Here is a 15,628-nt window from a genome sequence, read left to right as displayed (position 1 = left end):
ATTATTCCTAACGTTAAGGTAAGAAGATTTTTAGACTTTGAGGCTTCTTTATTTATTAAAAACAACTTTTTTAATTGACTGATTGTTTCTTATTTGATTATGAGATGAGTATGTTATTTATCCAGATGTCTTTTTGTAATGCTATTGTTTTGTCTCACATATTCAGAAGGAGATATCTTGTAAAACTCCTTAAAGCAGGTGCTGAAATACCCTGCGCCATTAAATCCAACTTTATATGCAATGTTTGCAATGTCAGTTTCACCGGCATCCAGATATTGTCTGGCTCTTTTTAGACGCATTTCGCTGACAAATTCTACTGGTGTCATTTGCGTGAGACTCTTAAATTTTCGGTTAAAAGTTACTCTTGACATATTAATAGTTTTTGCTATGATATCAATATTGAATTTTGAATCTGTTAAACCATTTTCTACTACAGCAATACTATCTTTTAAAAACTGTTCATCTTTTGTTGTAATAACTATTTCTCCTGGTTCAAGTATAATTGTTTTTGAATCAGTTTGTAAACTTTCAAATATTTTCTTTCTGTATTTAATTAAATTTTCGATCGAAGCCAATAGAAAATCTGTATCAAAAGGTTTTGTTATATAATAATCAGCTCCATAATTTAAACCTTCAATCTTACTTTCTACAGATGACTTAGCAGTTAATAAAATAACCGGAATATGACTGGTTTCTGTGGTATTTTTTAGAGCATCAAGTAATTCAATACCATCCATTTCTGGCATCATGATATCGCTGATAATTAAATCCGGAAGTTTATTTGTGGCTATTGCAAAGCCTTCGTTTCCGTTTTCGGCTTCTAAAATGCTATAATATGGCTGTAACTGACTTTTTAGAAAAGACCTCAATTCAGGGTTGTCTTCTACTATAAGAACCACAGGAAGCTTAGCATTATAGTTATTTTCAACTAGTTGTCTTTCATTGTTTTGTTTGTTAGAAGCGGAGATTTTTTTTTGTTTTTCTTCTGACAACTCTAATTTGTAATTGCTATTTTGAAAAACGGGCTTGTTTAAATCTATTTCTATGCATACTGTAAGACCTTTGTTTTGGTTATTGACGGCATAAATAGTTCCCTGATGCAAATGAACATATTCTTTACAAAGTGCTAAGCCAATCCCGGTTCCTGCAATTTTATTATTGCCGGTGTCAGTTTCATAATAAAGCTTAAAGATATCTTTAAGCTTAGTTTCATCGACTCCGGCTCCCTGATCTGTGACATTAATTTTTAAGATGTGATTATTTTCAACCTTAAGTTCAACCGTGATATTACTATCGTTTGGGGAAAATTTAACAGCATTAGATAATAAATTATAAAGGATAATATCCATTTTTTCTTTGTCCAGATTTACAGGAAGCGTTTCAGAATTGGATAGTGTTTTAATTTTTATATTTTTTTCACGGATTGCCTGAGAAAACAAACTATTGATTTCATTTACAAATGAAACCAATTCTATGGGTTCAATATTGAGTTCTTCATTGCCGCTCTGAACTTTTCTAAAATCAAGTAACTGATTTACAAAACGTACTAACCGATTAGAATTTTTTCGCGCTGTTTCGATATATTCACTTCCTAAATCGCTTAGTTGTTCATTTTTTGCAATCTCATTTATAGGGTTCACAATCAAGGTTAGGGGAGTCCTTAATTCATGTGATATATTAGTAAAAAAACTCAGTTTTAATTCGGTCATTTTTTGTTCAACCACAACTTTGTTTTGCAATTGAATCATTGAATAAACTATTCTTCTTGAAATTTCCAGCAGAATAATGAAGAGAACTGTATATAAAAAATAAGCCAGATTGGTTTTCCAAAATGGGGGAGTAATCGTAAACGATAAATTCTTTTGAGGAATATTTGTATATAAATCTGTACTTAAACATTTTACTTCGAACTCGTAATCTCCGGGCGGTAAATTGGTAAAAGTTGCTTTTTTCTGATTCTTTACTTCATGCCACGTATTATCCAAACCTTTTAAACGGTAAGCATACAATTGTTTGTTTCCTGATCTGTAATCTAAAACCGTGTAATAAATACTAATTGTGTTTTTGGTATAATCTAACTCTATGTCATTGTAGTAATTTATGTCTGCTTTTAAAGGGAATTCCTGAGATTTTACATTTGCATTTTTATTGTTGATCTCAAAATTGGTAAAAACCATTTTTACCGTATTTTTTTGATTTTTTATTTTCTTTGGATTGAAAGTTAAATATCCATTCCTACAGCCAAAAATCAAATTGCCATTTGACAGCTTTAAACCTGCCGACTCAGAAAATCCGGTTTTTTGCAATCCGTCATTGGAATCATAATTATTAAAGGTCAGATTTAATAAATTGAATTTTGAAATGCCATTTTCAGTCGCTAACCATAAATTTTTATCATCATCTTCTGCCATACTCAGAATAAAATCACTGGGTAAACCATCTTTTTTTGCAAAATTTATAAATTTTAAATCATTTCCTTTTTCAATCGCCTGATTAAGTCCGCCTCCGGCTGTAGAAATCCACATTTTATCTTCTGAATCCTTGAAAATAAATAACACATCATTGCTGCCCAGACTAAATTTATCACTGGAAATCTTTCTATATCTCGAAAATTTTATTTTATCCGGATTATAATTGTCGGGGTCAAAAGTCAATAATCCATTTGTTGTGGCCACCCAGATCTGGCCTTTATAACCTTCTGCCAGGTATCTTACTTTGCTGAATTCTGTAACCGGATAATTTTTAAATTGATGTATAAAACTAAATTGTCCCTGATTTTCTTCCAGTAAATTGATTCCATTATCATAAGTAGCTATCCAAATACGGCCTTTTTTATCTTCTAAAATAGAATAGATTTGGTTGCTGCTTATACTTTTTGGATTATTTTGATCTGCTTTAAATTGCTTTAATACATATTGAGAATGTTGTCTGTTGGCAGGAGTTGCTTTAAACAGACCATTTCCCTTTGTTCCTAACCAGATATTTCCTTTCCTATCTCCGATGATGGAGTATATATGACCAATTTCATCTGTCTTATAATTGATAAACGGATTTTTCAATTCCTCATTTCCCCGATACACTTTTACTTTCCCTGCTTTTGAAGCAAGCCATAATCTATTCTCTTCATCTGCAAAAACAGCTCTGATTTCATTTTCAGATTTAATTTTACTGCCCGGAACTAAAAGATGATGTTCAAAAGTGTTTTTTTGAAAAATAATTTTATTAATACTTCTGTCGTCCGTACTAAGCCAAAGAATTCCTGAAGGGTCAAAATACATACTGGAAACAATATTTGAAAATTTCTGATTTTCATCTCCTGGTTTATTCAAAAAGTAATCTAATGTATTGTTTTTCTCGTTGTAATACCCAAATCCACCCCCTTTTAATTTTATCCAGACCCTGTTAAAATTATCCTCAAAAAAACCGAAACTATGTTTTAGGTCAAGAAAAGTCGCATCTGTTTGCTGAGAAAAAAAACGATTCCTTTTTTCTTTTGGATAAACCATAAAAACGCCATGTTTCTTGGGTTCAATCCACAGTACACCTCGACTGTCCTGATAAATTTTATAGATTGGTGCATCTGAAATTTTATCAATTGATTCTATTTTTAAGGTTTTAGTATTAAATGTAATTAACTCACCCGATGAAGTAGTTAGGAATAATAAATTTTCTGTTTTTGATTTTATGATTGCATTTATACTTTTTTTAGCGATAGCAGTTTTCCAATAGCTTTTACGAATTTTATCATAACGAATCAGTACCCCTTCATCAGTTCCAAACCAAACATTATTATCCGGTATAATAAGACATTTTACATTACTGTTTTTTATTATATTTTTTGTTTGGTATTCCTCACTTTTAGATGTTGTTATATGATCTAATCCCTTATCAGAACCCACCCAAACAGAATTATCCGCGTCTTTAAATAAAAAATTTAAATTATTTGAAGCCAATAAAAAACTTGATTTTTTATTTTGCCAGAAATGTCTGGTTTTTATTTGACTACTTGATTTTTTTTGTATCAGAAAAATACCTTTACTCATAGTTGTCAGCCAAACATTACCATTGCTGGTTGGAAAAACATTATCAAAATCAATTTTAGTGGTTCCTAAAATGTTTGCGATAGAAAGAAACGATTCGGTGCTTTTGTCGAATCTGTAGATCTGACGATCATAGGCCTTAAGCCATATATATCCGGAAGCATCTTCCTTGATTAACGCAATACGGTTATTATTCAGGCTGCTATTATCGCCGGCAGTTGCTTTGTAAGTAATGAAACTTTTACCATCAAATCTATTTATTCCATCCCAAGTGGCGAACCACATAAAGCCTTCCTTATCCTTCATCGTATAGGCAATGGCATCATGGGAAAGTCCGTCCTCTGTAGAGTAATTTTCTATTTTGCATTTTATCTGCGACACTATTTCATTTGTTGAAATGATGAATAAAAATGTAATTGAAAATTTAATCAATAGAAGTTTTTTCATTACCGATTATAGTTTTTAGTTTTTGGTAGTAAAGTGTTATTTGAGTTTAAAAATAATCTTAAAAACAGAATGAGTCAATCGCAATCCGTGTAAACATACATAATGACCAAAAATTAGAAGTAAATGACCAAAATTTAAAAGCCGTTATTGTTTTATTAAAATATTTTTGACGCAAGATAGAATTATTATTAAAAAATTGGCATTTAAAATATTGTATTCATAATTTAATTTAACAAAAATAGATATTGACGCTGTTCATTTGTAAGATTTAATAATGTCTATCAAATTAAACAACTTTACTAACCAACCACTTTTTTATGAAAAAACTCGACTTTTTTGTCCTCTTAATTGTAGGGCTATTGTTTTTTAATTCATCTACAGCTCAAAATTTTAGTCCTGATATAGTAGTAGATATAAATGGAACAGGAGATTTCACTTCTATACAGGCCGCATTTGATGCAGTTCCGGCAGGCACACCTACAATTATTTATGTAAAACGTGGCTTGTACGACAAAGAGAAGCTCATAGTTCCTGCCAATAAAACCAACATCACTTTGATTGGAGAGAGCAGAGAAGAAACTATTATCTCTTATGATATTTATAATTGTAACGATGGCGGCGATGGTTTGTGCCCGGATACAAAGGTAGCGCTATGGTCAGGCAATAGCAATTTAGTAAAAACTGCTGCAACACTTACTATTATGGCAAATGATTTTAAGGCAGAAAATATAACAATTAGAAATACTGCCGGAGTTGTTGGTCAGGCACAAGCCATAGCGCTGCAGGCAGACCGGAATGTATTTATCAATTGTGACATACTCGCGTATCAGGATACAATCTACTTTTGGACAGCAGAAACCTCACGTGCTTATTTTAAATCTTGTATGATTTTAGGCCGTACAGATTATATCTATGGTCGCGGAATTGGAGTATTTAATGAATGCGAAATTAGAAGTTATGGTGGGGCATGGATAACAGCCCCTTCGACAGAAGCAACACAAACATATGGCTTTGTATTTTATAAGTGTAATTTAACATACCAGCCTAATAGCCCAAGATTAGGAGATGATGGAATGAAAATTAAATTTGGCCGGCCATGGCATGAATACCCAAAAGTAGCCTGGCTTTATTGTACAATGCCTGCCGAAATTGATCCTTTGGGATGGGGTGACAAATGGAATATGGCTTATTCTGATACTGACACCAGACTCCATTTATACGAATGGATGAATACAGGTACAGGTGCAGATATGAGTGGCCGAGCCAATTGGGCAGGACTTAGAGCAATGACTGACCAGACCGAAGCCAATTTATACGAACCTAAAATTGTTTTGGCAGGTTCTGATAATTGGGATCCTACAGCTATAGCTCCAACTGTATCAGTATATAATTGGGATGGTGGCGCTGCTAATAACGGATGGACAGAAGCAAACAACTGGAATCCTGATGGATTGCCGGCCGCTTCAGAAGCTGCAAATGTGGATGGAAATTGGACAATAAATGCTAATGGAGGAAATTTCGCCGCAGATTTAAATTTGGTTAATGGTGCAATCATTGCTATTTCTGCCAATAGTTCTGCAACTTTGCTTACGCTTAATCAGGCAACAGTATCTTCTTCCACCAGTGCATCGTTATCTGGAAATATTAAAACTAAAGGAGCGGTAAATATAAACGTTTCAGGCAATCTAAACATCACTGCAGCCCTTAATGGAGTTCATCAAATTACTAAATCAGGCACAGGAATATGCCAGTTTAACAGCAGTAATTCCGGATATACAGGCAATTTAATTATAGAACAAGGTGATTTACAGGCTAAAGTTTCAAACTCATTAGGGAAAGCACCAAAAATAACAATAAAAACGAATGGAAAACTGACCGTAGATGTTGGTAATGCAGTTGATGTTAAAACAGCATTATATACCGAAGAATCAGCATCTATTGTTCTTAATCAGGACATAACAATTAACGAATGGTATATAAACGGTTCTTTACAGCCTGCCGGAATTTATAGTGCCACTACTAATGCAGCAACTATCAGTGGAACGGGTAAAATAATTATAGGAAGACCAAGTGAGTTTACATTCCTGGGCGGACTTTGGGATGATGTAACTAAATATTCTCCGGCTTTATTGCCAAAGGCGGGAGAAAAAGTAAATGTAAACAGTGGAATAACAATTGAAACCACGCTTTTGACATTTGAAGGTGATATGTATGTGAAAACGGGTGGAACTATTCGTTTAAGACAAACAAAAGATTCAAAATGTTTAGGCCCTGTCAGAATGGCTCAGGGAACCATTATTACCTATGCAACAAGTGGTACAGGCTTCTATTTTAACGCTCCAATTATTTTAGAAGGCGATATTTCTCTTACGATGAGCAGCAACAATGTCGCAGGCAGTGTTATGGATTTACCGGGAACATTTTCTGGTGCAAACAAAATAATAGTGCGTAACATTAGAGATTTTGCCAATACTGCCACTGCCAGGCTAGGAGGAGATAATAGCAACTTTACAGGAACCTGGGATTTAACTTTAGCCGCCGTTAATGCAGGAGGTTCATCAGTAATTAACGGATTCGTTGAAAATGCCTTTGGAAAAGGAACAATAAATTTGGCAGCTTCCAATAAAGCGATTTTTAATCATGCAAAATGTGCAGGGAATGTTTTAAATATGAATATAACCGGATCAGCTTCGGCAGTATTAAACACAGCAGTTACAGTTAAGGAATTTACTTTAAACGGAACTCAGCTTGCAGATGGAATATATAATTCGACTACACACCCGGGCTTACTTACAGGTACCGGATCAATTACCGTAAACTCAAGTAGTTTAGGTATAGACGAAAAAGTCTTTTTAGAATATGGTATGTTAAGAGTAAATGGCGTACTTGAAAATCTGGACGTTTACTCACTTAACGGACAACGTGTGTATCATACCAAATCTGTTACAGAAATAAATTTAAATAGCCTGAAATCAGGAATCTATATTGTCCGTTATAAAATTAATGGTAAACAAGGAGCTGCTAAGGTTTATAAAAAGTAACTCCATAATTTTCTCTTTTAAATAAATACCACGAAGTATATGTTTTCATATACCATATTACAATGAATTAAAAACCAAAAAAATGAAATCATTATTATCAAAATTATGTATTGCTGCTTTATTGTTTTGCAGCATCATTCCTGCAAAGGCACAAATTACACTTCATACCATTGGAGATTCTACAATGGCTACTTACGACGAAAGTACTTCAGATATACGAGGCTGGGGTATGATGTTTCAACAGTTTTTTTCGGCAGGAGTTACTGTTAATAATCGTGCAAAAAATGGTGCAAGCAGTAAAAGTTTTTATATGGAAGCTCCTTATTGGACTACTGTAAAACAACAAATAAAAGCTGGGGATTATGTCATCATTCAATTTGCCCACAACGATGAGAAAAATGGTGGTCTGGATGGAGGAACGGATGCTCTAAATCCAATTAACGGAACAGACTACAGAGGAACAAACCCGCAAACGACTTATAAAGATTACCTAAGAAAGTATATTGACGAAACCCGGGCTTTGAACGCTACACCAATTTTAGCAACCTCTTTGTGTCGAAAATATTTTAGCGGCGGGGCTATTACACGCAAAGGACTTCATGATTTGGGACCTGATTTTAGTCTTCCGGCAACAGACCATACTTATGATTATACCTATGCAATGAAAGAAGTTGCAGCAGAAAAAGGAGTACAGCTTATCGACTTGACTACCTTAACAAAAACACTGGTTGAATCGTATGGAGATGCAGCAAGTACAGCTCAGCTTTATGTTTCTGCAGATTCTACCCACCCAACAGCACTATTAGGAACATTAACTGCCAGATTATGTGCTCAGGAAATGGTAAAACAAAATATTTTAGCTTCTTATATCAACACATCAACAGATGTACTGATTAATCCAACAGCATGTGATTTTGGAAACGCCTATACAGGTCAGACACTTACAAAAGAAGTTAGCATTACCGGTTTTGATCTTACACCTGCTGCAGGAAGTTTTACACTTTCTGTGGATAATGGATTTTTAATAGCTGCAAACAAAACAGATGCTTTTAGTTCTTCTATCAATATGAATTACACAGGCGGAAATCTGGCATTTACAAAATTTTACATCTCAGCTACTCAATCTGTAGGAGGAAATAAAACAGGCACACTTACTGTAACAAACGGAAGTGTTACCAAAACAGTTCCGTTAACTGCTAATTTTATTACATTGACCGGAGGAACTGAAGTTAATCTAATTTGGGGACTAACTGCAAATAACAGCTATATTTTACAAGGACCGGCTACAGCTGTTGATCAAACCCATTCTGGTATGTCTGTGCAATCCTATGCTGCACCTAATACTACTACTGTATGGCCTGCAGATAGTAATGCTTATACCACAAGAAAAACACAAAGAAACCTAATTGATGGTGGTGCATGGCCTGCAGGAGAAATAGATGAAGTATCTACACGTTATATCCAGTTTGGAATTTCAGCAGCTCAGGGTACAGAATTAAATATTGATTTAATAAGTATGTATGTTGGCGCTGCAGGCGGAAATGGCATGAGATGTCGTATTTCTTATTCTACAGATGATTTTTCTACTACTTCAGTCGCAGGTGAGTTTACAAGTATGACATCTAATACCATGTATGCCGTTTCAAAAATACCTGTTCTTAAAATTCCTTATGGAAAAACTTTAAAACTGCGCGTATATCCTTGGTATAGCTCAGCATCGACTGGAAAGACACTTTGCCTCGCAGATGTTAAAATTCATGGAGTAGCTCTTCCTGCCACAAACTTATCTACCGATGATTTTTCGAAAGACAAATTAAAATGGATTGTAAAAGATGGTTTTATCAGGATAGAAAATGCTCCATCAAATAGTAAATTTACAATTTATGACATAAGTGGAAAACAAGTACTTAAATCATCCGTTATTAATGACAATTCATCTCTTGTTGAATTGCCTAAAACCAAAGGTGTTTATATTGGTAAAGTTGAATCTGAAAGTGGTACAAAAACAATAAAATTTTTAGTAAAGTAAAAAAATTTTATGCCCGACATCTAAATAAAATCCAGATTCAGGTCTTCAGAAGAGGATAGAATCATACATAGTAATAGTAAAAACCGATACAATATACTTTCATATAGTGTATCGGTTTTATTTTAGAGTAATTTTGTATCATCCTAAGAATTCTGAAAGCCTTCAAATAAGAAAATACAAATCGTTGATTCTCAAAAACCTTATGCTTAACGCTACCAATTAGTTAATCTTAACCAAATGTGCCTCAATGCTGGCTCTGTCCGATTCGTATTGAGCAGGAAGTTTTAGGTTTTGTCCCAATTCTTCTAAGCTTTCATCAACCATAAATCCGGGGTTGTCTGTAGCAATTTCAAATAAGACACCGCCCGGTTCCCTAAAATAAAGAGAATGGAAGTAGTTTCTGTCAATCTGTGGTGTAATAGACAATCCGTGGGCCTCTATTTTTTCACGGAAGTGCATTAAAATCTCATCATTCTGAACCCTGAATGCCACGTGATGTACAGATCCGTTAGCCACATGGCCTCGTTTTTCTTCTTCCAGTTCTACCAAATCAACAATCGCTGCATTTTCTACCGCAGCTGTTGCATAACGAAAACGGTTAACGTCCTGATCAATTAATTTATAGCCAAATATTTCGGTTAAAATTGCTGCTGTTGGTTTGATATTGTTCAATGTCAGTGTAATATTGTGAAAACCTCTTGTTGCCACATCTGCTTTTACTTCGTCGGTTTCCCAAGGTTTTCTGTTATCGTCGGTTTTAGATTCAATCAATTCTAATTTTAATCCGTCCGGATCTAAGAAAGTAAGGTATTTTTCTCCGAATTTTTCAGACGGTTTATTGTAAATCACATTGTATTGCTCAAAACGTTTCTGCCAGAAATCCAAACTTCCTTTTGGAACAGAATACCCAATTTCTGTTGCCATACCGCTGCCTTTTCTTCCTTGCTGGATTCCTTCGCCCCAAGGGAAAAAAGTTAAGATTGTTCCTGCGCTTCCTACTTCGTCACCAAAATAAAAATGGTACGTTCCCGGATCGTCAAAATTGACAGTTTTTTTGATAAAACGTAATCCTAATATTTTAGAGTAAAAGTCGAAATTGCGTTTAGCATCACCTGCAATTGCAGTAATATGGTGTAAGCCTAAAATTTTATTTTCCATGATTTATATATTTAAATTGTTATTGATTTTCTTTTACAAATTTACCGCTGTTATCCTCCTGCATCGATTAACCTAGATTAAGAAATAAAAAAGGGGCTTTTTTCCAGACAAACTTTAACCAAATAACATTCCGTTTACAGCAATCCCTTGTTTCATAAAAAGTTGGATTTGTTTAGCATATGATAGTGATACGATATATCGTAATTTTATGTTCGGAAAATATTTTATTTTAAAAAACTATAGTCATTCTATAAAAGCCATTTCTTACATTTACGTTTTACCGCATAAAATAGTACGCTTTATGGAAAATCCGAAAGATCAGGCCGCAGTTATGAGGAACAGGCTGCAGGAAAGAGAAAGAGAACAATTGCAGATTTTGTCTATCTGCAAAGCACTTTCAGAAGCTTTAACCCGAAAAGATTTCCATAATGTCATAACCGGTTTAAAACAGCATTTTTTATTTGAAGATTTTATTCTGGCTTCCGCCGAAGAAGGCCAAAAAGACTACCACATATTTTATCAGTTTACCAGTCCGCAGGAATTTTCTAAGGTCTATCCGATTAATGACGGTTTTTTTCACCTCTGTATAGAAACGCCTGAAACCGTTGTTTTTGAATTAAAAACGGTACCGGAGAAAAAAAACAGACTTCCGGTTTATCTGGATTCAGTTCACAATAAAGGTTTCAAGAATGGAATAGGAGTCTGTCTGCCAGAGATAAAAGGCAGCCTAAATGTGCTTTTTTTAGTCTTTAAAAACGCTGCCGTTTTCAGCAGGGAATCTAATAGAACTATTCGTGGCATGGCATCGCAACTTTCGATAACAATCCGGAATATAAAACTGGCAACAGCATTTGAAAGGAATTGGGAAGAATTACAGCTTTTGAAAAATAACTTAAGCGAAAGAAAATCACAAAATATAGCTGTAGAAAATCAGGGTTTTCATGGAATTATCGGAAACAGTGATGCCATGAAAAAGGTGTATGAACTGATTTCTCAGGCAGCCCCTTCAGAATCGACCGTTTTGATTTTTGGCGAAACCGGAACCGGAAAAGAGTTAATTGCAAATGCCATCCATAAATTGTCACTGGTTGCTAACGAAAAAATGATAAAAGTGAACTGTGCTTCGATTCCCGAAAACCTGATTGAAAGTGAATTATTCGGGCATGAAAAAGGGGCTTTTACCGGAGCTTCAGATTTGAGGATCGGAAAATTTGAACAGGCACATAACGGCACTATTTTTCTGGATGAAATAGGAGAGATGCCATTAGAACTTCAGGGAAAACTGCTTCGTGTACTACAGGAGAAAGAAATTGAGAGAATTGGCGGTAAAAATACCATCAAAATTAATGTTCGTATAATCGCAGCCACCAACCGATTTTTGGAAAAAGAAGTTGCCGAAGGCCGTTTTAGAAGCGATTTGTATTATAGATTAAACGTTTTTCCGATTGCATTGCCTGCTTTACGCGAACGTGTGGAAGACATTGAAGTTCTGGCTGGTTTTTTCCTCGAAAGGCATTCAATCAAAATCGGAAAAAAAATGAAAGGTTTTTCAAAAAAAGCGCTCAAAAGCATGACACTGAATGCCTGGCCGGGAAATGTGCGGGAATTAGAAAACAGGATCGAAAGAGCTATTTTATTTGCTAACGAAGAGATAATTAAAGAAATGGCTTTCCCTGAAACTTTCAGAATCGAAACTCAAAATCCTGAATCAGATTTGTATACCAAAACCTTGCAGGAAGTAGAGAAGGAGTATATTCTAAAAGTCGTAAAAAAATGCGGGGGCAGAATCTCTGGTCCACAGGGTGCTGCAGTTTTATTAGGTCTTCCCGGAACGACACTGATTTCCCGAATGCAGAAGCTAGGTATTAAAAAAGAACATTTCTTAAGTTGAAATTATTCGTGCAATGGGTTTAATTTCCCCTGAAATAACAGCACATCACTAAAACCATATATTCTCGCATTTTGTTTTATAATTTTATAAAGATTGACTTTCTTATTCTGGGTTCAATATTTTTCGTTTTATGTCCTTTTCCGGCAGTGTCTTCCATCAATAAGACTGAACCAGTTTCAAAAATTCTTTTTTCTCCAAGCGAAGTTTCGATTTCTACGCCGCCATCCAATAAAACGATATATTGGCGGTCGGGCGCATTATGAAAATCGTAATCGTAGGACGGACTCACTTCTCGAAAAACAATAGATTTTACAGGTTCATCATCAGATAAAAAACCGATGTCGCCATTGTTTCTCAACAAAACTTCAAAATCCTCAAAATGACTTTCGCCATTCTTGTCACTGTATACTCTTGTAATTTGGATCATTATTTTTTAGAAAAAATAAGTGCGTTAGCCGTATCAATTTCGTCCTGACTGATGGTATGGCCCATATTTTCGTAGATTTTTTTGGTCACATCGGCACCCATTTTTTCAAGAAGCGCTTCAGATTGATTCACTCTTTCCACAGGAACATGAAAGTCAGGATCACTCGTTCCGATGAAAATTGGAGTATTCCCAAAATTCCCGTGATAATGTTCTTCGTAAACCTTATCACCAATTAATCCTCCCGTAAACGCCACAACACCACCATATTTGGCAGCATTTCTGGCAGTAAATTCAAGCGCCAGGCAAGCTCCCTGCGAAAATCCGAGGAAATAGATGTTTTCTTTTTCGATTCCGTTTTGCTGTACGGCAATTAAAACCTGAGCAATAGCATAAAGTGAATTTGAAAATGAAGGTTCATTTTCGGAAATTGGCGCTAAAAACGAATAGGGGTACCAGGTTCTGTTTTCTGCCTGTGGCGCGACCAAAGCAAAATCATCAACGTTAAGATATTTAGCAACCGAAAGGATATCATGTGCTCCTGCGCCGCGTCCGTGAAGCAGGATCAAAGCTTTTTTTGCCTCGTTTAAAGGCACGCCTGCTGTAATAGTATCTAAGTTCATAAGCTTGTTTTTAAATTATTTTTTCCAGATATCTTCGTATTCGTCCGGATGTTTTTTGAATTGTGCGTGCACATAAGGACAAAGCGGTAAAACTTTCATATTGTGCTCGCGAACATACAAAACCATTTCGTCCAGAAGTTTTTTGGCATATCCTTTTCCTTCTGCCTCTGGCTCAACGCCTGTGTGGTAAACAGTCAGTAAATCTTCTTTCAGGCTTACGGTCATTTCACCCAGTTTTTTACCTTCTGCATAAAGATTAAAGGCGCCGTGTTTTTTTTCGTCTAATTCTAATTTTATTGTTTCCATAAATTTTTAATGTATGTCATTGCGTTTTGTTTTAAACACAGAGGATTATAGTTTGCAATATTGATAAAAAATGCATTTTATTTATTTAAAGGTACATAGAGATTCCGAATCGGCTCTGTTTGAGAAACTAGTTTCTTTTTAATTTTTTTTCTATGCGCTTAGTTTTTTCTCGCAGATTAAGCAGATCTAAGAGATTTACTTTTAATGCTTTAATTTTTAAATTCTAAAACCTTACACTTTTTGTTTTTACAAAATCAGTTGTACCCTTGTTTTATGCCTAATTTTTTCATTTTTGAATACAACGTCTGTGGCTGTAGGTTCAGCAGTTCTGCAGCGCCACCGGGGCCAGAAACTTTACCACCGCAATTTTGCAGCGCAGTCATTATATGTTCTTTTTCCATTTCTTCCATCGTTTTTAATTTACCGCTGTTTTCCTGTAATGGGCTCACGGTATGCAACGGAAGATCAAACTTTTCGATTTCGTTTGTTTTAGCCAACAGCACATTTCTTTCTATCAAATGTTCGAGTTCTCTTATGTTTCCCGGCCAGTCGTACTGCATCAATTGTGCTAAAGCTGGCGAACTGATTGCTGAAACATTTTTTCTGGCACTTGCAGCATATTTTCTGAGGAAATGATTGGCGAGAACCTCAATATCTTCTTTACGGTCTTTTAACGTTGGTAGTTGAATCGGGAAGACGTTTAACCGGTAATATAAATCCAAACGAAAACGGCCTTCGGCAACTTCTTTTTCTAAACATCTGTTTGTTGCCGCTACCACCCGAACATTAATTTTTAGGGTTGAATTTCCTCCCAGACGCTGAATTTCTTTTTCCTGCAGGACACGCAATAGCTTTACCTGAGAATCCAATGGCAATTCACCAATTTCATCGAGAAAAATAGTGCCGTTATGTGCCTGTTCAAATTTACCGATCCGTAATGAATTTGCCCCTGTAAAAGCTCCTTTTTCATGGCCAAAAAGTTCTGATTCTACCAATGACTGCGGTAAAGCAGCACAATTGACCACCACAATCGGATTGGGCTTATGGGTAGATAAATTATGTATCGAATGTGCAACCCTTTCTTTTCCGGTACCGCTTTCGCCAAGGATCAAAACCGAAGTTTCTGCCGGAGATACAATTTTTATTTTTTCAATTACTGCTTTTAGAAGTTCACTGCTGCCAATAATGCCTTCAATTTCTTCATCTGCAACTTTGGGCAGTGTATCGGTAAAAGTACCTTTTTCTTCATTGTAACGGTATTTTGCAATATCGAGCATCACTGCCAAATCTCTCTCTCGAAAAGGCTTCACCATAAAACCATACGGATGTGTTTCTTTCACGGCCTCAAGAGTTGACTGATTTGTATTGGCCGAAATATAGAGAAATGGAAGCTGTATCTCGCGCAGTTCCCAGGCAAGATCAATTCCGGTAAGGTCACCTTTCAGCATGATATCAAGCAGCACCCAGTCTGGTCTTTTGGCTTCAATTAATTTTCGTGCCTGAACCACAGAAGAAGCAATGCCAATTATTTCGTAACCTGTCTTAATCAGCATGATTTTTAAATCGTTTGCTACTATAAATTCGTCTTCAACTATTAGAATTTTTTCTTTCATTTACCTAAAAGTTATATTGGTTCGCGCAATTACCAGCAATAAAAAAACTGTCTTTT

Annotated in this window: 9 protein-coding genes; 3 read left to right on the top strand and 6 right to left on the bottom strand. The window is 35.3% G+C overall.

The annotated features are described in order from the left end of the window. Positions 1-113: 113 nt before the first annotated feature. Entirely contained in the window at positions 114-4,487 is a 4,374-nt protein-coding gene (locus JE46_RS17000) for a hybrid sensor histidine kinase/response regulator transcription factor (RefSeq protein WP_031456478.1), read from the bottom strand. 317 nt (positions 4,488-4,804) lie between these two features. Between JE46_RS17000 and JE46_RS16995 the strand changes: the two genes are divergently transcribed. Both JE46_RS16995 and JE46_RS16990 read left to right on the top strand, forming a co-directional pair. Continuing rightward, positions 4,805-7,528: a pectinesterase family protein gene (locus JE46_RS16995; protein WP_055726144.1), complete on the top strand. Its 2,724-nt coding sequence runs from the start codon at positions 4,805-4,807 to the stop codon at positions 7,526-7,528. A gap of 82 nt (positions 7,529-7,610) precedes the next feature. Further along, on the top strand, positions 7,611-9,557 hold the full coding sequence (locus JE46_RS16990; protein ID WP_051872914.1) for a GDSL-type esterase/lipase family protein: 1,947 nt from the start codon (positions 7,611-7,613) through the stop codon (positions 9,555-9,557). A 219-nt stretch (positions 9,558-9,776) separates the two neighbouring features. On the opposite strand, the gene JE46_RS16985 is transcribed toward JE46_RS16990, so the two are convergent. Further along, positions 9,777-10,715, bottom strand: coding sequence for a ring-cleaving dioxygenase (locus JE46_RS16985; protein WP_031456475.1), 939 nt, complete (start codon positions 10,713-10,715; stop codon positions 9,777-9,779). Positions 10,716-11,016: 301 nt separating this feature from the next. Between JE46_RS16985 and JE46_RS16980 the strand changes: the two genes are divergently transcribed. Next, positions 11,017-12,606 (top strand): sigma-54 interaction domain-containing protein, encoded by a 1,590-nt coding sequence (locus JE46_RS16980; protein WP_167343446.1) that lies wholly within the window; start codon positions 11,017-11,019, stop codon positions 12,604-12,606. 76 nt (positions 12,607-12,682) lie between these two features. Here JE46_RS16980 and JE46_RS16975 read toward each other — a convergent pair whose 3' ends face one another. The 4 genes from JE46_RS16975 to JE46_RS16960 all read right to left on the bottom strand — a co-directional run bounded on the left by JE46_RS16975 (position 12,683) and on the right by JE46_RS16960 (position 15,572). Continuing rightward, complete coding sequence (locus JE46_RS16975) at positions 12,683-13,033, bottom strand: cupin domain-containing protein (protein ID WP_031456473.1); 351 nt, start codon at positions 13,031-13,033, stop codon at positions 12,683-12,685. Further along, on the bottom strand, positions 13,033-13,653 hold the full coding sequence (locus JE46_RS16970; protein ID WP_031456472.1) for an alpha/beta hydrolase: 621 nt from the start codon (positions 13,651-13,653) through the stop codon (positions 13,033-13,035). The genes JE46_RS16975 and JE46_RS16970 overlap by 1 nt, the downstream gene beginning before the upstream one ends. Before the next feature lie 15 nt (positions 13,654-13,668). Continuing rightward, positions 13,669-13,959, bottom strand: a complete 291-nt coding sequence (locus tag JE46_RS16965; protein WP_031456471.1) for a GNAT family N-acetyltransferase — start codon at positions 13,957-13,959, stop codon at positions 13,669-13,671. A 254-nt stretch (positions 13,960-14,213) separates the two neighbouring features. Continuing rightward, on the bottom strand, positions 14,214-15,572 hold the full coding sequence (locus JE46_RS16960) for a sigma-54-dependent transcriptional regulator (protein WP_031456470.1): 1,359 nt from the start codon (positions 15,570-15,572) through the stop codon (positions 14,214-14,216). Positions 15,573-15,628: the final 56 nt, after the last annotated feature.

It is taken from the genome of Flavobacterium chungangense LMG 26729, from assembly GCF_000735715.2.
Taxonomy (GTDB): Bacteria; Bacteroidota; Bacteroidia; order Flavobacteriales; family Flavobacteriaceae; genus Flavobacterium; species Flavobacterium chungangense.
This window is presented reverse-complemented; position numbering and strand designations above follow the sequence as displayed.